This is a genomic window from Bacillus sp. KICET-1 (assembly GCF_027721405.1).
Taxonomy (GTDB): Bacteria; Bacillota; Bacilli; order Bacillales; family Bacillaceae; genus Bacillus; species Bacillus velezensis.
In genome coordinates, this window is record NZ_CP113515.1 from 2552247 (window position 1) to 2573666 (window position 21420).

Annotated in this window: 2 protein-coding genes; both read left to right on the top strand. The window is 50.6% G+C overall.

Annotation, left to right across the window (positions count from 1 at the left end; all coding sequences use genetic code 11):
* Positions 1–31: 31 nt before the first annotated feature.
* Positions 32–5758, top strand: a complete 5727-nt coding sequence (locus OVA33_RS13175; protein WP_128974101.1) for a type I polyketide synthase — start codon at positions 32–34, stop codon at positions 5756–5758.
* Positions 5759–5809: 51 nt separating this feature from the next.
* Positions 5810–21418, top strand: coding sequence for an SDR family NAD(P)-dependent oxidoreductase (locus OVA33_RS13180; protein WP_063636696.1), 15609 nt, complete (start codon positions 5810–5812; stop codon positions 21416–21418).
* Positions 21419–21420 lie beyond the last annotated feature (2 nt).

The window sequence follows — 21420 nt, forward strand, 5'->3', positions numbered from 1 at the left end:
AAAATTGAACGTCGATATGGAGGAAGTTCATATGCAAGAGCAGCTTCTTATTAACAATCAGCATCCCGTTCTGAAACATCATAAAGCCTATGGAAAGGAACTGCTGCCGGGTCTGGCTTATATTGACCTGATCTATCAGACTTTCAGAGAAAACGGTTTTTTTCATGCCGGCCTTGAACTCAGGCACTTATCGATTTTTCACCCTTTAGCTCCTGAACAGGGAGAATCAATCCTGCTTTCCGTTGACTGTACAGAGAACGGCGAAGAGCAGTGGAAGGTAGAGGTGAAAGGGCAAAAACAAGGTGACGAAGCAGCAGAGACAAAGGTATATGCCGCGGCGCAAATGCATTCCGTCAAGCCCGCCGGCTTCCAAGAGAGCGTCCGGATGGATGCCGTAAAACAAACGGCGGCAGAAATACCGCTTGAGGACATTTACACGGAATGCAGGGATCAAGAACTGGTTCATTCAGGAATGATGAAAGGCTGCGGAAGCGTCTACCAAACTGAAAAAGAGATTTATATTGATCTGTCGGTGCAAAAGGATCAGCTTGAACATGCAGAAGAGGCGATGTTTCATCCCGCATTGATAGATGCGAGCAGCATCGGCTCCAATGTATACCTCGCTCCTTTGACGAGGAAGGAGGGGCAATTATTTCTGCCGCTGTTTTATGAATCGTTTTATTGCGCCGAATTGCTGCAGACAACATGTATCACCAAGATAAAAAAAGAATCCGTCACCCGTAAGAAAGATCTCGTTTACGTGACAATGGAGTTTTTCAATGAGGAAGGCAGAAAAGTCGGCGAACTGAAAAACTTCGCCAATAAACTGGTGAGGGACCCGGAACTGATCAATCAGAAACGGCAAAAGAAAGAACCTGACGGGCGGAATGCCGTCCCGGCTCCGCAAGCGGAACCGGCGCCTTCTGAGCCCCGCCGTGCGGAGGCTTCCGCCGGCCTTACTGAACAGTGCATCCTTTATTTAAAAGAATTGCTTGCCGCCCGATTGAACAAACCTGTGAAAGAGATTGACCCGGATATCGGCTACTATGAAATGGGGCTGGATTCTCCGGGGCTGTTGGACATGGTGAAGGAAATTGAACAAAAAATCGGAACGCAGCTACTGCCGACGCTGTTATTTGAATACACGACAATCGCGGAATTGGCGGGATATTTGTGCGAACATTACGGAGCCGGTTTCGGCCATGCTCAAAGCGGACATTCAAGTGCTGAGCCTTTGCCCCGGGAAAAAAAGAGGACGACCCAAATCCGCGTGAAAAAGTCGGCATCAGCCGGAACGCAGAATGGAGATATTGCGATCGTCGGGATGGCGGGACGGTACCCCGGCGCCAAAAATCTTCGTGAATTTTGGACAAATTTAAAAAATGGAGAAAACAGCGTAACGGAAGTGCCTCGTTCCCGCTGGGATACGAGGAAATATGAGCATTTGCGATCGCCGTCCGGCAAGCCGATTTCCAAATGGGGCGGTTTTATAGACGATCCGGATTGTTTTGATGCGAAATTTTTCCGGATTTCTCCGCGGGAGGCAGAAGCTAAAGATCCGCAAGAACGATTGTTTTTGGAAACATGCTGGGAAACGATTGAGGATGCGGGCTACACCCCGGAAACAATCGTTCAGCCGAAAGGGCCGAATAAGAGAATGAACGTCGGTGTGTTTGCCGGGGTGATGCATATGGATTATTCTCTCGCCGGCGCTGAAGCTGCGGCGAAAGGGCTGGTCTTTCCTTATCCCTTGAACTATGCGCCGATCGCAAACCGTGTTTCATATTTTTGCAATTTTCACGGGCCGAGCATGGCGGTTGACACGGTGTGTTCGTCATCTTTGACGGCCGTCCATATGGCGGCGGAAAGTCTGAGACGCGGTGAATGTGAAGCAGCTCTTGCCGGAGGCGTCAATTTATCATTGCACCCGACAAAATATATCACATACGGCTTAATGGATATGCATTCGAGTGACGGGCTGTGCCGCACGTTCGGCGAAGGCGGCACAGGCTATGTCTCAGCTGACGGCATCGGGGCCGTGCTGCTGAAGCCGCTCCACAAAGCCGAAGAAGATAAGGATCATATTTATGCGGTGATAAAAGGCAGCGCCGTCAATCACGTGGGAACCGTCAGCGGGATTACCGTGCCGAGCCCCGTGGCGCAGGGGGATATGATAGCCGAATGTCTTGAAAAGACGGGGATTGATCCCCGGACGATTTCTTATGTGGAAGCGCATGGAACCGGAACTTCTTTAGGAGATCCGATTGAAATACAAGGTCTTGTTAAAGCTTACCGCACGTTTACGGAGGATCGGCAATTTTGTGCGATCGGTTCCGTTAAATCGAATATCGGACATGCGGAATCAGCCGCCGGGATCAGCGGGCTTCATAAAACGGTTTTGCAGCTGTTTCACAAAACGCTTGTCCCTTCTTTGCACTCAGAGACGATTAATCCGTATCTCCGTTTAGAGGACTCGCCATTTTACGTGCAGCAAAAAACCGAGTCATGGAAAAAGCCGGTGTATACAGAGAACGGCCGTGAACATTCCTGTCCGAGACGCGCAGGCATCAGTTCATTCGGGGCGACGGGTTCAAACGTTCATCTCATTTTAGAAGAGTACAGGCCCAAAAACCCCGGCATTACGGAGAATCAAGAGAGACCGTATATCGTGCCTCTATCAGCGAAAAATCCGGAGCGGCTGAAGGAATACGCTGCCCGGCTGCTGATGTTTCTCAAAGATAAAGCGCTTGAAGGAAGCGGGCCGCTTCATGACAAAAGAGTTACAATGCAAAATCAGCTGGAGAATGCGTTGCGCAGTGTTCTGGCGGATGTTCTGCATGTAGAGGCCGGCTCGGTAGATGGTGAACAGGATTGGAAGGAATTCGGCTTGGATGTCATGCAGCTGACACAGTTTTCTGAGCTGATGACGGATCAATACGGGCTGGCAATAGACATGACTGATCTCATACAGCATACTTCCGTCCGGACTTTAGCAGAATGTCTTACAAACGATGAGAAACATAAGGATATTCTTTTCGGTCTTTTCGGCCAGTCCGGTTTAGATAAGCAGCCTGATGAATCTTTTTCCCTGCGGTCACTGGCGTATACGCTGCAAACGGGACGGCTGGCAATGGAAGAACGGCTTGTTTTTTTAGTGAACGATCAAGCGGACCTGATCAGGAAATTAACTGAATTTACAGAACGAAAACGGCAGATTGACGGCAGCTTTCAAGGGCGGTCTGATAGCGGAACGGAAATCAGGGGTTTCCTGAATGATGATCAGGATACGGAGGAGCTGATCCGAAAATGGACGGACAGCGGCACTTACAAAAAACTTGCGGAGCTGTGGTCAAAAGGGTTTGAGATAGACTGGACGCGGCTGTATCAGGAGGAGAAACCGCGCAGGATGAGTCTGCCGACGTACCCTTTTGCAAAGGAACGATATTGGATACCGGAGCCCGATCATCCCGTCACTTCCGTAAAGACAGAAAGCAGGCTTCACCCGCTGCTTCACCGCAATACATCAGATTTGTTAGAACAAAAATTCAGTACGATACTGAACGGAGATGAATTCTTCTTAGCCGATCATATCGTCCGAAACAAGCGTGTTCTCCCCGGGGCGGCTTATCTTGAAATGGCGAGAGCCGCGGCTGAACTGGCTGCCGCGCCGTTAGCCGCTGAATACACGGCTAAAACCGGCATTTCGCTGCGGTATATCAGCTGGATACGCCAGGCCGTTCATAAAAAAGAGCCGCTGGGTATGACGACAGGGCTTTCCTTGGAGGATAACGGCAATGTTTCATTTCAAGTGTACAGCAATGAAAATGATTCAGACATTTATTGTGAAGGCAGTGCTGTGATTGAGCCGCTGTCTGAGGCGCCGTTTTTGCATATTGAACAGCTGAAAGCGCGCTGCCGCAAAAAAGTGCTGTCAAAAGAAGACTGCTATGCGGCGTTTGCAAAGGCGGAAATTGTATACGGACCTTCACATCAAGGAATTGATCACATTTATTGCGGGGAAAAAGAAGCCTTGGCTAAATTGGTGCTCCCTGCTTCCGTTTCTGATGAAGCCGAACAGTTTGTGCTCCATCCGAGTCTGATTGATTCCGCTTTTCAGGCGGCCATCGGCGTTATGAATGAAGATCAAGCGGGTTATCCGGAGCAGCCGTTAATGCCTTTTGAATTGCATGAACTGACCGTTTTTCATCCGTGCAGTCCAAACATGTGGGCGGCCGTGTTTGTGACGCATGAAACACCGGCCGTGCGAAGAATGGACATTGATATATGTGATGAACGCGGCAATGTGTGTGTAAGGATAAAAGGATTTTCTGCCCGGATGGCCGAAAGTGCGCCGGCCGTAACCGATAATAAGCAATACGATCTGCCGGGTAACCTTACCGGAGCCGTCAAACTGATGCAGGTATGGGACGCGGAACCGATAGACAACCAAACCGGCTTCCCCATTTCTGAAGCAAAAGCTGTCATCATAGGCGGTACAGATGGGCAGGCGGACGCGGTTTTACGATTGTTTCCTAAAGCTGTGCGATTTGATATCGGCCAAAGTGCTTCCGTTGAAGTGATATCTGATCGGCTCCGCCGTCTCGGTGAGATTCAGCATATGATCTGGTTTGCCCCTCAGCCGGCTGATTCTGACAGCCATGATCAAAAAAGCGGGGTGCTGCAAATTTTCAGAGCGGCCAAAGCTCTTATCGGTCTCGGATATGGAAAAGAGCAGCTCGGGATGACGGTGATTACGCACCAAGCACAGCCTATCACCCAATATGATGAGGTGCGTCCCGCTCATTCCGGTGTGCACGGTTTCGTCGGGTCTCTCGCTAAAGAGCATCCGAGCTGGCACATCCGTCTGGCCGATCTTGAAGACGGGGGGGATTTCCCCGCAGAAGACATATTCAGCCTGCCCCGCGACCGTACGGGTAAAGCATGGGTGCGCAGACATCAGGAATGGTACCGGCCTCAATTGCTTCCGGTCCAAAGCGGGCCGTCTGAAAGTGTTCCTTACCGCTATGGAGGCGTATATGTCATCATCGGCGGTGCGGGTGGCATCGGCGAGGTTTGGACAGATTATATAGTGACGACGTATAAAGCCCGAGTCGTCTGGATCGGGAGGCGGCCGCTGGACAGCCGGATACGCCAAAAAATAGACCGGTACCGGCCATCAGGCCCGGCTCCCGAATATATAGCCGCAGATGCTTCTGATCTTCCATCGCTTCAGCGCGCCTATGAACAGATTAAAAACACATACGGCACCATCAGCGGCGTCGTTCATTCAGCGATGGTATTTGCGAATGAAAGCGTAAAAGATATGGAAGAATCACAGTTTCACGCCGGCCTTGCGGCGAAAGTGGATATTTCCGTCAACATTGCCGAAGTATTTGCGAAAGAGTCTTTGGACTTTATTCTCTTTTTCTCTTCGGTTATTTCATATATTAAGAATCCGAATCAAAGTCATTATGCGGCGGGGTGCGCATTTAAAGACGCATTTGCCCATGAGCTTTCCGGACGGCTGTCATGCCCGGTCAAAGTGATGAACTGGGGGTATTGGGAGCGGGCTGACAATCACATTTCTGAAGAGTTTGACAGACTGAGTGCAATCGGTCTCGGGCTGATCAGCCGGGCGGAAGGGATGCAGGCGCTGGAAACTCTGCTGACGCAGCCGATCTCCCGCATGGGGCTGATGAAGCTGACCAAGCCGATTCCGATCGAGGGAATGAACCCTCATGAATTTGTGACTATCTGATTGCCTGTCAAAATGACGGAGCAAATTTAATTTTCTTAGGAGGATAAGGTTTTGGGTAAGGGAGACAAACAAAAAGACCGTACACAGTTATCCTTAAGAACAGAAATAAGCAATCAAATGAAAGAATTGAATCGGCTTTTGCTGCAAGTATTGCGGGTGACGCTGCGTTCAATGGGTCTGACCGGCGAAGCGCCGGCGGCTTCCTGTCTGCCTTTATATGAGCGCTGGCTGGAAGAAAGTATCCGTCTTTTAGACAGCGATTTTAAAAGCGGTGAAACGGCCGCGGTTTGGGAAGAGTGGCATAAGAAGAAAAACGAATGGCTGAAAGATCCGGATATGAAAGCGCAGGCACTGCTGGCGCATACCGTCATTCAAGCTTTGCCTGACATTTTAACAGGCAAAATAAAAGCCACTGACGTGATGTTTCCCGATTCTTCAATGGAGCTTGTTGAAGGAATCTATAAGCATAACATTCTCGCTGATTATTACAACGATGTGCTGGCAAATGAAGCGTGTATTTATGTGGAAAATGTAATTAAAAACAATCCTGAGGCAAACATCCGTCTGCTGGAGATCGGAGCGGGCACCGGCGGAACGAGCAGCACACTGTTTAAAAAGCTCCGCCCCTATCAAAACCATATTCAGGAATACTGTTATACCGACTTGTCAAAAGCTTTTTTAATGCATGCCGAAAAGGAATACGGCGCGGACAATCCGTATTTGACGTATCAGCTGTTTAATGTGGAGCAGCCTGCGGCGGGCCAGGGATTACATCTGAGAACCTACGATATCGCTATTGCCGCAAACGTGCTGCATGCCACCAAAAATATCCGGAAAACATTACGGACGGCAAAAGCCGTATTGAAAAAGGAGGGTTTGCTGCTTGTTAATGAACTGGGCGGGCATACGCCGTTTACACATGTTACATTCGGCTTGTTAGAGGGCTGGTGGCTGTACGAAGACGAGGCGCTGCGGATTCCGGGGTGCCCCGGCCTTTATCCGGAAACATGGAAATCCGTTTTAATGGCTGAAGGCTTTCATTCCATTCAATTTCCGGCTGAAAACGAACGTCTGCACACCCAGCAGATTATCACGGCGAAAAGCAACGGAGTCATCAGGCAGAGCAGGGAAGCTTACACCGCGCAAAAGCGCCAATCAAACGTACCGCAAACATCCTCTGATCGTCAGCTCCCCATCAAACAAGCGGGAGAGGGGCTTTCGGAAAAGACAGCGGCTTTTCTGATAAAGGCTGCGGCAAACGTATTAAAAATGCCGGCAGAAGAGATAAATCCGCTGGCTCCTCTGGATGAATACGGCATTGACTCTATTCTGATCGTTCAGCTGACGAATGAGCTGCGGGATCTCGTCCCAGATATCAGCAGCACGCTGTTTTTTGAATACCGGACGATAGAAGAGCTTGCCGCATACTTGGCTGAAACGAAGGAGCGCGAACTGCATGCGCGATTTTCTGAAGAAGTCCGTCATATTGAAGCGGTATCATCCGGCTCTTTGCTTGAAAAAAGCACAGAGTATCTGAAACAGATCGTCAGCGCCATCTTAAAGATGCCGATTGAGGACGTTCAAGCCCATACGCCCCTTGAAGAATACGGAATCGATTCCATCTTAATCGTACAGCTGACCAACCGCGTGCGGGAAGACATCCCTGATATCAGCAGCACTTTGTTCTTCGAGTATCCGACAATCGGCGGATTAGCGGAATATCTCGTCAGCTCAAGACAGGATGATATGGCTGGGATTTTCAAGACAAATAAAGAAGCCGAAAAGGCGCCGCACACATTACAGAAAAAGCAAAGCCGCAAAAAAAGCGCCGGATTGGCGAAGCGCCAAGCGGCATCTTTTTCTGAAACAGCGCCGCCCGCTTCCGAACCGCCGTCAAAACACCTTGAAGTGGCCATTGTCGGTCTAGCCGGGAGGTATCCCGGAGCTGAAAATGTTAATGAGTTCTGGGAACGGTTAAAGACCGGTGAACACGGAATCACCAAAATTCCGAAAGACCGCTGGGATTGGCGGGACTACTATGATGAGACAAAAGGTAAGGAAGGCCGGATGTATACAAAGTGGGGCGGCTTTTTAACAGATATTGATAAATTTGATCCGCTGTTTTTTAAAATCTCCCCGAAAGAAGCGGAGCGCATGGACCCGCAGGAGAGACTGTTTCTGGAAACCGCTTATGCGGCCCTTGAGGATGCCGGATATACCCCTGATTCACTATGCGCCGGTAAAAAGGTTGGTGTCTTTGCGGGTGTCATGAACGGCAACTATCCGACAGGGGCCCACTACCACTTTATCCCGAACCGCGTATCCTATGTGTTTGATTTTCACGGTCCGAGCATCGCGGTCGATACCGCATGCTCCTCATCCTTAACCGCTATTCATCTCGCCGCAGAAAGCATCAGAACAGGTGCATCTGAATGCGCAATTGCCGGCGGCGTAAACCTGATTACAGATCCGGTTCATTATATCGGACTTTCTTCTATGAGAATGCTGTCACCGTCAAACGCGTGCAAAGCGTTCGGTGATAAGGCTGACGGGTTTGTTGACGGAGAGGGCGTCGGCTGTATCGTGTTAAAGCCGTTGAAAAAGGCTGTTGAAGATCATGATCATATATACGGTGTCATTAAAGGAAGCGCTCTGAACGCCGGCGGCAAAACGAACGGGTTCACCGTTCCGAATCCGAATGCACAAGGGGAAGTGATCGCAGAGGCGATGGAGCGGGCAGGGATTGATCCGAGAGCAATCAGCTATCTGGAAGCCCACGGCACCGGCACTTCCTTGGGAGATCCGATTGAAATCGCAGGGTTAACCAAGGCTTTCCGACGCTATACGGATGCAAAGCAATTTTGTTCCATCGGTTCTGTTAAATCCAATATCGGACACCTGGAAAGTGCGGCGGGCATTGCTGCGGTCACCAAAATTCTTCTTCAGATGAAACACGGATATCTGGTGCCGTCGCTGCATTCAAAGCAGCTGAACCCGGAAATTGATTTTGAAACTTCTCCTTTTATCGTGCAGCAGGAAACGGCGGAATGGAGACGGCCGGTCATAGAATCTGAAGGAGTAACACGGGAATATCCGAGAATCGCGGGTACATCTTCTTTCGGAGCGGGCGGAGCAAATGCCCACCTGTTGATAGAAGAATATGAAACGGCTGAAATGACTTCGGCGGACTCCGGCCGTCCGGCGCTTTTTGTTTTATCGGCAAAAGATAAAGACCGCTTGCGCGAGCGGGCTCTGTTGCTGTCGGATGCCGCCGGAAACGGAACAATTACAGATGCGAATCTGCTTGACGCGGCATTTACCCTTCAAGTCGGCAGGGTCCCGATGGAAGAACGGCTGGCGATGAGAGCGGACTCTGTTTCTGAATTGGAACAGAAGCTGACTGCTTTTCTGAATCATGCTGGTTCCGTAAGCGGGGTGTTTACGGGCCGGAGTGATAGTGCTGTCACAGAGACGGAAGGCACAGTCAGTGATTGGATGGAAAAACATCAATTTGACAGTCTTTTGAATGCCTGGGTTCACGGGATGCCCGTCGATTGGGCATCTTTATATAAAGGGGCGCTGCCGCATCGTATCAGTCTGCCGTCTTATCCATTTGCAAAAGAAAGCTACTGGATGAAGCGGGAAGAACAAAAAGCAGGAACAACTGAATATGTGCATCCTTTCCTGCATGAAAATACGTCAACCTTGGCGGAGCAAAGCTATCATACATCTTTTACAGGCCGGGAACACGTTTTCCAGAATGTGAGAGGGGAGCGGGTTCTGTCGGCAGCCGTTTATTTAGAAATGGCGCTTGCGGCTTATCATCATGCGGCAGACAGCTCTGAAGAAAAAGAGATATGGATCCGAACAGCGGCATGGACTGACCCGATTACCGGCGGACATCACGGTGCGGGCGTCAATCTCTCCCTTCTGTCTGAAGACGAGGAAGGCATCCATTATGAAATATACAGTGAAGAGAAGCTGCATCATTATGGAATCATCGGACAAGGGAACATACAGCCATCCCGCGTGTTGGATATTGCCTCCTTACAAAAAGACTGCCGTCCGCTGTCATTCGATTATGAAACACCAGGCACATCAGGTGTAACGATCAGTAAGGAGTTCCGCACCGTTGAAAAGCTTTATGCGGGAGAAAATGCGGTTTGGGCGAAGCTTGCTCTTATAGATGAAAGCGGCTGTAATCCGGGATATCATCTGCCGCCGGAATTTCTGGACGCAGCTTTTCAAGTCCTGGCAAAAACGGAGCCGTCAGTCCATATCGTGCCTGAAGCGGTTGAAGAACTCCGCGTCATGCGTCCGTGCTCATCCGGCATGTGGATGTATATGAATAAAAAGAATCAAACCGGCTGTGACATTCAATTTTGTGACGAAACCGGCACTGTCTGCGCAGAAATCAAAGGGATAAGAATGAGACACCCGTCTCAGCAGGATCACGGGCAAGAGGAACAATCCGAGATGATGATATTTGAAGAAATGTGGACGCAGCAGCCTCTGAAGAAATCCATTCATGAAGAGCTGAAAACGGTCATCTGTTTTCTTACGGAAGAAGCTGCCAGAATGCATGCTTATCGGTCTTTACAATCCCTTTATCCGGGAGCCGGCGTGTTTTTTATTTCACAGGGTGAGAAAACTCAAAAGCTTTCAAACACGCATTATCAAATTAAAATCACTGACGGACAAGCATATCAAGAAACGTTTCGGCATATTGAAACGGCTGCAGGCAAAGCGGATGCCGTTTTATATGGATGGCCGCTTGAAGATGAAAAGGTCGTGAAAGACTATTCTATTCTGTATCATGTGATCCGCGCAGCTGCTTCTTTGCGTTCTAAACCGAGGCGAATCCTTCTTTCCGCTCAGTGCGGGATTGATACCGATATCAGTTACGCCGAGTCATGGATCGGGCTGGAACGGTCGCTGAAACTGATCTTGCCGGAGACGGATACGGCCGCGGTTTATTTTGGACAAAAAGGACCGTTAGAAAAACTGATCCATAACGTATGTGAAGAACTTCACAGCGAGTCGTTCCGCAGTGTCATGTACAGTGGGGAAATCCGTCACGTCATGGAAATGAAGCAGACGGATATTGCCCCTGTTGAGAAGCGTGTGATAAAAAGCGGGAAAACGTACTTGATTACCGGCGGATGCGGGGGTTTAGGCTTGTTATTTGCCGGATATTTTGCTGAAAAAGGACCGGTTACGCTCATTTTGACGGGGAGATCAGCGGCAGGCGGCCCGGTGCTGAACAAGATAAAGAGATTGGAAGAATCGGGCGCCAAGGTGTTTTACGTGCAGGCGGATGCCGCAGATCAAGCTCAGATGGAGAAAGGTTTGCAAGAAGCGAAAGAGAAAGGATGCGGGCCGATTCACGGTGTCATTCACGCTGCAGGTCTTCAAGGCACTGAAAGCATTCTGGAGAAAGATCTGCAAACCTTTCAGCAAGTCTTATCGCCAAAAGCGGACGGCACTGCGGTGTTAGATCAGGTTCTGTCACGGGAGCCGCTTGACTTCTTCTGTTGTTTCTCTTCTTCTTCAGCGATTTTAGGAGACTTCGGTTCTTGTGACTACGCGACGGGGAACCGCTTCCAAATGGCTTTTGTCCGTCATCGGGATAAACTTGTGAGCCTCGGACTCAGAAGCGGCAAGTCACTTGCAATCAATTGGCCGCTTTGGAAAGAAGGGGGGATGCATGTCGGCACGGCGGAAAGCACCGATATGTATTTAAAATCAAGCGGACAGCGTTATTTATACACAGAGGAAGGACTCGAAGCTTTTGAAACATTGTTAGTCCAGCCGTCCAGCCAGTATCTCGTCCTGGCCGGTTTTCCGTCGAGGGCCAAACGCTTCCTGCAGATAGATCAAGGCGAACGGCCGATTTCGGGTTCTGTAAACAGGAACGTCCCGTTTTCAGGAAGGCGGAGTGAAATGAAAGGCTTCACGCTGGAAGAATGCGTAACCTGGGATGTGAAAGAACTGGCGGCGGGGCTTTTGAAAATAGACAAGAACAGACTGACGGACGCTGACAATCTGGCTGATTTCGGCTTTGATTCTATCAGTTTGGCGGAATTCGCCTCTTCTTTGTCCGCTCACTACGGAATTGAAGTGACACCGGCCCTGTTTTTCGGACATTCCACACTGGAGAAGGTCGTCCGCTATTTTCTGACGGAACACAAGTCCGTCATGGAGCATGTCTATGAAGAAAAGAAACCTGAATCCGCAGATCAATCTGTCTTTGAAAAGGGAGGAACGGAAAAGCGAAAGAAGCAGTGGGGAAGAAATAAGCTGAATGCCGGAACCGAGGGCAGTCAGGCAGCTGATTCCATTGCCATTATCGGCATGAGCGGCCGATTTCCTCAGGCGCGCACGGCGGACGAGCTGTGGGACATTCTGTTTCAGGAAGAGGACGTTGTCGCACCGGTCGCAAAAAAAGGCTTCACAAGTTCAAAATGGAAACTCGGCGCTGTACCGGGGGCGGACGAATTCGACCCTTTATTTTTTGAAATATCGCCGAGGGAAGCTGAAACGATGGATCCGAAACAGCGGCTGCTTCTTCAGGAAGCGTGGAGGGCCCTTGAGGACGCCGGCTACGGCGCCAGTCATATCAGGCAGCAGACGATCGGTATGTTTGTGGGGGCGGAAGAAGGAGATTATCACCTTTTAACACGGGACAAAGGCAATGTCACGTCTCATCATAACGGTATTTTGGCGGCGCGGCTGGCTTATCACTTGAATTTATCCGGTCCTGTGATGGCGATAAATACAGCATGTTCTTCGGGGCTCGTTTCTGTCCATCAGGCGGTATTAAGCCTGCAGAATAAAGAGTGCACAACAGCTGTTGCGGCCGGGGTGAATATCATGAATACCCCGGACTTTTTTGAAACGATAGATAAAGCCGGAATGCTGTCGGAAAACGGGAAATGCTTCGCGTTTGATAAAAGGGCTGACGGCATGGTTCCGGGGGAAGCGGCCGCGGCGGTTGTTCTTAAGCCGCTGAGAGAGGCGGAAAAAGATGGTGATCCGATTTACGGGGTGATTCGGGCGAGCGGCATCAATTATGATGGGAAAACAAACGGAATTACCGCTCCGAGCGGCGTCGCGCAGACCCGGCTGCTTACTTCCGTTTATGACCGGGGGCGTATCAACCCTGAAGATATCGAATATATCGTCACACACGGTACAGGTACAAAACTCGGTGATCCGGTGGAAATTAACGCGCTTTATGACGCATTTTCTGCCTATACAAACGAAGAAGCTTTTTGCGCGCTCACATCAATTAAAACCAATATCGGCCACACGTTTGCCGCGTCAGGCATTGTCAGTTTGATCAGTCTTTTACAGGCGTTTTCCCGTGAAATGATTCCCGCCAGTCTGCATTGCAGCGGGGAAAACCGCTATATCAACTGGGAGAAGAGTCCTTTTTATGTGAATAAAACGGGTAAACCGTGGCCTTCTCTGCCGGGTAAAAACCGAATGGGGGCAGTCAGCGCATTCGGGATGAGCGGAACAAACGCCCATGTCGTTATGGAAAGCTATAAGCGCAATGCTTCACCTCATCGTGATGCCCCTGCATATTTACTTACTTTGTCTGCAAAAACAGAGGAGGCCCTTCAGGAAAAAATCGAAGATATGATCACTTGGGCGGAAAATGGCGGACTGAAAGAAAATGATCTGGCCCAGCTCAGCTATACGTTGTTAAAAGGACGGCATCATTTTAACCATCGCGCCGCCATCGTAGTGCAAGATGCTGATGACGCAGTGTATGTATGGAAGCAGGCAAAGCTTAATGAACATCATCCTTATGTGTTTTCGGGAAAAGTACCGCAGCACTTTGCAGGCCGTCAGCATATTCAGGAGCACATAATAGAAGTGCTCGGCAAGTGCAGCGCCTCATATTCTGACCATAGAAAGTATCAGGAGCTGTTATGCGTGCTGGCAGATTTTTATTGTCAAGGTTATGAAATCGAAGGGGACTTGCTTTATGGCGGACCTTTGCCGCGAATCGGCAATCTGCCGGGCTACCCGTTTGCCAGGCAGACGTATTGGGCGTCCGATCGTCTTCAGAGAGAGCTTGAAAGCCGGAATTCAGCTGAACGTGAAAAGCTTCACCCGCTGCTCCATGCGAATACATCGACCTTTACCGCCCAGCGCTTTACTTCTGTTTTTTCAGGGCATGAACCGTTTTTTGCGGATCATATCGTCAATGGAAAACCGGTGCTTCCGGGCACGGCTGCTTTAGAAATGGCCCGGGCCGCCGTTACGCTGGCTGCTGAAGACTTGCCCGGCGGGAAAACGGGTGTCCGGCTCAAACAGATCGTTTGGCTCCGTCCGGTGACGGCGCTTTCTGAAGGAGTGACGCTTCATGTAAAGCTTCAGCCGGAAGAAAACGGAGACATCGCTTTTGAAGCGTATGCCGAAGGGGAAGAGCCGCTTGTCTTTTTCCAGGGAAAGGCCGTGTTCGAAGAGACGGAGCGTGCTCCTGTTCTCGATGTGGAAGCGGTTCAGGCGCGCTGCGGCGGCCGGCGCATGTCAAAGGCTGAGTGTTATGAAGCGTTCGACAGCCTCGGCATCACCTACGGACCGTCGCATCAGGCGCTTGACGCCGTCTATGCCGGAAACGGAGAAGTGCTCGCGAAGCTCACTCTTCCGCCGTCCGCCCGCGAAGAAAAGGAGCCGTTCATCCTGCATCCAAGCATGCTGGACGCCGCCCTTCAGGCTTCTATCGGTCTTGTGCTCTCAGACGGTTCCGCGTCCGGACGGCCGTTTCTGCCGTTTGCCCTGCAGGATATGCAGGTGTTTTCTGCGTGCCGTGAGACGATGTGGGCGGTGCTTTCCTCAGCGGCCGGCGCCTATCATATTGAGCTGTGTGACGAAAACGGCGCGGTATGTGTCCGATTGACGGGACTCACCGCCCGTTTTCTGGAAGAGGGAACGGAGGAAAAACCGCTCTTGCTTCAGCCAAAGTGGCAGGAATCACCGCCGGATGAAGGCGGCGGACAAGAAGAGTCTTTCAGATACGTGACGCTGTATGGCGGAATGAATGCTGAGGACATAAGCGGCGCCGTATGTGCGGCTGACAGCGAAGGTCCGATTGAAGACCGTTATAACGCCTGCGCGGCGGAGCTGTCAGCGATCGTCACGCGTCTTATCAAAGAAAAACAGAAGAAAAAAACGCTGATCCAGCTTCTTGTCCCCGACAGGGGGGAAGACAATGTATTGGTGGGGCTGGCCGCTTTTCTGAAAACGGCTCACCTTGAACATCCGAAGCTGTACGGCCAAGTCATCCAAGCCGATCCGGACGAGTCAGCATCATCGCTTCTTGCTAAGCTGAACGAAAATCGGGCGCATCCTGAACAAGCGGAAATCCGTTATGAAGCCGGCAAACGTCTCGTCAGAAACTGGCGTCATCTGCCGGCGCCTCAAAGCGGCGCCGTTCCGTGGAAAGACGAAGGGGTCTACCTCCTCACGGGGGGAGCGGGCGGCATCGGACTGATTTTCGCTGAAGAAATAGCCTCCCGCGTCAAAAACGCCGTCCTCGTATTAACGGGGAGGGCGGAAGCGCTTGATGAAGACCGCTCCGCCCGCTTACGGCGCTTGGAAGTGTCGGGTGCCCGCGTATTTTATCAACCGGTTGACGTGACAGACAGGGCGGCGGTCACCGCCCTCGTCCGCGGCATACAGGAGGAGCACGGAACACTTGACGGGATCATTCACGGCGCCGGCGTGATCGCTGACAACTACATTCTGAACCAGACAGAAAACGAACGGAAGACCGTCATGGCGCCGAAGGTGAAAGGACTTATCAATCTTGATGAAGCAGCGAAAGATGTGCGGCTGGACTTTTTCATCCTGTTTTCTTCCTTGGCGGGAGGCATGGGAAATCCGGGGCAGGCCGGTTATGCGGCAGCCAACGCATTTATGGATGTTTATGCAGCCCGCCGAAACCGTCTCGTGCGGGACAACGAGCGGAGCGGGAAGACCCTGTCCGTCAACTGGCCGCTTTGGGAAGAAGGAGGTATGCGCGTGGACAAAGAGACCGAACGGCTGATGTACGAACAGACCGGAATGAAAGCCATGCGATCGGCCTCAGGCATCCAAGCGCTTTACGCCGCTTTTGCCTCCGGAGAACACCAGGTCATGGTGGCAGAAGGCGACGAAAAACGGATTCGCAGCCATATTTTCGATCTGGGCGAAGAACAAAGCGCCGCCGGAAAAGCTCCGGCAGTGGCAGATGCAAGAGATCTGAAAGATCAGGTGCAAGAGAAACTAAAGCGGCATGTATCAGATCTTTTAAAGGTAAGCATGAAAGATATTGAGGCTGACAGCGAACTGACGGAATACGGATTTGATTCGATCATTTTCACTGAATTTACAAATCTATTAAATCGGTCTTATCAGCTTGAGCTCAGCCCGACTATCTTCTTTGAATTTCCGACATTGCGCAAACTGAGCGGCTATTTGATATCTGAATGGAAAGAAGCATTCAGCGGCTTAGAAAGAGAGAGTTTAAAAACCGCTCCAAAAGCCGGAATAAGAAAAGCTGAAGATCCGGCGGCCGTTCATGTCAAGCGGGAAACGCCCGTATCCGTAAAAGGAAAATCAGAAGAAAAAACCGAACCGATAGCCATTATCGGAATCAGCGGTATTTTTCCGCAGGCGAAAGACATAGATGAATTCTGGACTCGTTTACAAAAAGGGGAGCATTGCATTACAGAAATTCCACGAGATCGCTGGGATTGGCGCGAATATTACGGCGATCCGGCAGCGGATGCAAATAAAACGTCAATAAAATGGGGCGGTTTTATAGATGGAATCGCCGGGTTTGACCCGCTGTTTTTCGGGATATCTCCGAAAGAAGCTGAAATGATGGATCCTCAGCAGCGTCTATTAATGATGTATGTGTGGAAAGCCATTGAAGACGCGGGGTACTCAGCAAAACGGATTGCCGGAACAAAAACCGGCATTTTCACCGGCACATTGGGAAGCGGATATCAAACCTTAATCAATAAGGCGGGTCTTCCTGTCGAGGGGTATACGATGACCGGAATCGTGCCGTCCGTCGGGCCGAACCGGATGAGTTATTTTCTTGATATCCACGGGCCGAGCGAGCCGGTAGAAACCGCTTGTTCAAGCTCTTTAGTCGCCATTCACCGCGCGGTAAAAGCCATTGAAACGGGAGATTGTGATATGGCGGTCGCAGGGGGCGTCAACACGATCGTCACGCCTGAAGGGCATATCGGCTTTCAAAAAGCAGGCATGCTCAGTGAAGACGGGCGCTGCAAAACATTTTCTGATCAGGCTGACGGTTATGTCAGAGGAGAAGGTGCCGGCATGATTGTCTTGAAAAAGCTTTCAGAGGCTGAGCGTGACAGGGACCACATCTACGGCCTCATCCGCGGTACAGCGGAAAATCACGGCGGACGCTCAGCGTCGCTTACCGCGCCGAATCCGCAGGCTCAGACGGATGTGCTGAAAAGCGCTTATCAAAAAGCCGGTATTCACCCGTCAACCATCACTTATATAGAAGCGCACGGAACAGGAACGGCACTCGGAGATCCGATTGAGATCAATGCATTGAAAAAAGCTTTCCAAACAGACGGGGCTCCGGGCGGATATTGCGGGATAGGCTCAGTGAAGACAAATATCGGACATTTGGAGCTCGCGGCAGGCATTGCGGGCGTTATCAAAGTATTGATGCAGCTGAAACATCGGACGCTCGCCAAAAGTCTGCATTGCGAGAACATCAATCCCCATATCAAATTGAAGGACAGCCCGTTTTACATTGTGACAGAAACAAAGGAGTGGGAAGCGCTGCGTGATGAAAACGGCCGGGTCCTGCCCCGCCGGGCGGGTGTAAGCTCATTCGGTTTCGGAGGCGTCAATGCGCATATCGTTATTGAAGAATACATGGGCAGAAGTGAGACGGAACAGCAGGAAACCCGTGAGAAAGCGTCATCTCTTTTTGTTTTGTCGGCTAAAAATGAAGAGCGGCTGAAAGAAAGAGCGCGTCTCCTTCGCGATTTTATCCAAAACGGATCATTCCGCCATATCGATCTTGCAGATGCCGCATACACGCTGCAGACCGGACGGGATGCGATGGAAGCGAGGCTGGGAATCATTGCAGGCTCCGCAGAGGAACTGACTGAAAAACTGAACGCGTTTCTGTTGGGAAAAAACAGCGAAGATATCATCAGCGGCCGTAAAAAACGCGAGAATAACACGATTTCCATGTTCTCAGACGATGAAGACGCCGCTGATCTCGTCAGCGCCTGGCTTGAGAAAAAGAAATACAAGAAAGTGCTGCGGCTCTGGGCAAACGGATTTGACACAGATTGGGAGCAGCTGTATACGGACAGTAAGCCGCGCCGCATCAGCCTGCCCTCCTATCCGTTCAGAGCAGACCGCTATTGGGTGCCGAAACGGGAGCAGCTGCCGCTTTCGAATCAAAAAACAGTATTATTGCAGAAAACATGGGAGCCTTGCGAGGCAGTGTCTTCATCCGAGCCATTCAGCAAAATAGCGCTCATCGTTTCCGAGGATACAAAAGACCTTGCCGCCGAGGTGAAAAAACAGCTGAATGATGCTGACATTGTGCAGGAAAATCAGCTCATCTCTTTCTTACAGGATGCGAATGCGGCCGTCTATTCCGGGTTTATTGACTTCACTGGCTGCGGCTCTCGACAAAAGCGGCAGGACATCAGCTGGGTGGCATCGCTGCAGCAGCTGATTGAATACGGCCGCGGACAAGAAAACATGAAAATGCTTTATCTTACAAAAGGGCTTGAATCATTCAAAAATAAGGCTGCCGTTATGCATGGTATTGAAAAAGCGGGACTTTATCGCATGCTGCGGCATGAATACAGCCATATTCTCACCTGTCACGCCGATATTGATCCTGAAGAGCCGCTGGAGCAGACAGCCGCTTTTATTAAACAAGAAATTGAATCAGACTTAACGGAGTCTGCTGTTTGCTATAGGGAGGGTATGCGCTTCAGTTATGTTCTTCGGCAGACTGATCAGATTGAACCTGAAGCCGTGCAAACAGACCGGACTGTGTTTCCAAAAGACGCCGTCCTGATGATAACCGGAGGAACGCGCGGTCTCGGCGCTTTATGCGCCAAGCATTTCGTTTCAGCGTATGGTGTGAAGAAACTGCTTTTGACAGGCAGAAAGGAGCTGCCGCCGAAAACCGAGTGGGATCTTGAGCAAACAGACCCTGTCGTTTCGGAAAAAATACAGCTTATCCGGCAGCTGGAATCACAAGGCGTAAAAGTGTGCGTCTCAGCAGTTGATCTGACGGATAAGCAGGCCGTCGGACGGCTTATAAAAGAGGTAACCTCAACGCTCGGACCTGTCGGAGGCATTTTGCATTGCGCGGGAATTGCGGACCGTGAAAACCCTGCTTTTCTCCGCAAATCCAAAGACAGTATTGCGCGGGTGCTCGCCCCGAAAGCAGACGGCCTTCACAGTCTGTATGAGAGTGTAAAGGATGGTGCGCCGGCATTTTTCGTCCTGTTTTCATCTGTCTCGGCAGCCGTCCCGATTCTTGCGGCGGGTCAGAGCGATTATGCGATGGCTAATTCTTACATGGACTATTTTGCAGAAAACAATAAGAGCGGCATCATCAGCATACAATGGCCGGCATGGGATGAGACGGGCATGAGCAGGGATATAAAAAGCGGGATGTATCAGCAAACGGGATTGCTGCGGCACTCTGACGCAGAAGGTCTCAAGATGCTTGATTACATTTTAAGAGAAAAACCCGGAGCTGTCGTGCTGCCGGCACAAGTGAAACATGATTGGGACATCAAAGCGCTGGAAAACGCCAAGCCAGCCGCCCATAAAGGAATGAAAGCAGCTTCCAAACCTCCTGAAACCAAAAAACGGGGACATAACCGGACTGATATTCAATCTTGGCTGAGGTCGCTTTTGGCAAAAGAGCTGAGTATCGATGAAACGCATATGGATATCGATGTGCCTTTTCAGGAATACGGAATGGATTCTATCTTTCTGGCGCAAGTGCTGACAAAGATCGATCAAAAACTGCCATCCGTTTCAATTGATCCGACTGTCCTTCTGGAGCATCCTACCATTGAACAGCTCGCGGATTATTTAGCTGCACATTGTCCGGAAGCTTTTTCGGCAGATACAGCAGTTTCCGCGGAGAAGGTCCCTTTGCAGAAGATGCCGAAACGGAGCAAAAAAACGGCAGATAAGCCCGGGAAACGGGGAAAGGTTGCGATCATCGGCATGGCCTGTCATTTTCCGAAAGCGGGGGATATAAAAGAATTTTGGAAGAATCTCCGCAGCGGAACGGATGCCGTCACTGAAGTTCCGCCGGACAGATGGGACACCGGGGAACACTATCAGCCGGGTGAATATCAAGAAGGAAAAAGCATCAGTAAATGGGGCGGTTTTATTCACGATATTGATCAATTTGACCCGGAGTATTTTAATATTTCAGAAACGCTGGCACCGATGATAGACCCGCTGCAAAGGCAGTGGCTCGAAGTGAGCGCGGAAGCTTTGGCCGATGCCGGTTATCAAAAAGAGGATCTCTGGGGCCGCCGTATCGGCGTTTTTGCCGGTGCAAGGGCAGGTGCGTTTCATCAGAAATTTCAATATCTGCAAAAAGACGCGATTATTGGCGCGGGGCAAAATTTTATTACCGCACACATGGCGCACATTTATAACTTTACAGGGCCCAACCTGGTCGTAGATACAGCTTGCTCCAGTTCGCTTACGGCAATTCATTTGGCCGTGCAGGCTATTCAAAATGGAGAAGCGGAAGCGGCCTTTGCGGGCGGGGTTGACATTTTGCTTGATGAAAAACCTTTTCTCACAATGAGCGCGGCGAGAATCTTATCGCCAAATGGCCGTTCAAAATCTTTCGATGCCGGTGCGGACGGAACAGGAATCGGAGAGGGCTGCGGTGTGCTGATGCTCAAGCCGCTCGAAAAAGCGATAGAAGATGAAGATAAAATATACGGCGTTATTGACGGCTCTGCGATAAATAATGACGGCAGCACAATGGGCGTGACGACGCCGAATCCCCGGGCGCAGCAGGACTTGATTGAGCAGGCGGTTCAATCAGCGGAAATCGAGCCGGACACCATGACATACGTAGAGACGCACGGAACCGGTACATTGATCGGCGACCCGATTGAATTAAAAGGATTAACCAATGTCTTGTCTGCTTATTCCGATGAAAAACAATTTTGCGGTGTAGGAAGCGTCAAAAGCAATATCGGCCACTTGCTGAGTGCGGCGGGCGCGGCGGGAATCATCAAAGTATTGCTGGCGATTGCCAATGAAGAACTGCCGCCGACTTTGCATTGCCATAAACCGAACCCCCGCTTTCAATTTAATGATTCGCCGCTTTATCCTGTGCTTGAGCTGAAGCGGTGGGACGGAAAAAAAGAGATACTCAGGGCCGGGGTCAGCGCGTTCGGTTTGGGCGGGAATAACGCCCATATCATTGTCAGCAACGAAGGAATACCTAAAGAGCGAAAAGCGGCCATGGAACCGAAAGGCGGCCAGACAGTATACCGAAAACAGCGGTATTGGCCTGAAAAAGCACAGTTGTCCGAAGCGGAAGAAAATGAGGCGGGCACAGAAGCAATGTTTGAAATAAGCGAGGTGTGATA

Coding starts and splice junctions, on each gene's coding strand:
- OVA33_RS13175 (WP_128974101.1), top strand. CDS start 32: ATGCAAGAGCAGCTTCTTATTAACAATCAGCATCCCGTTCTGAAACAT.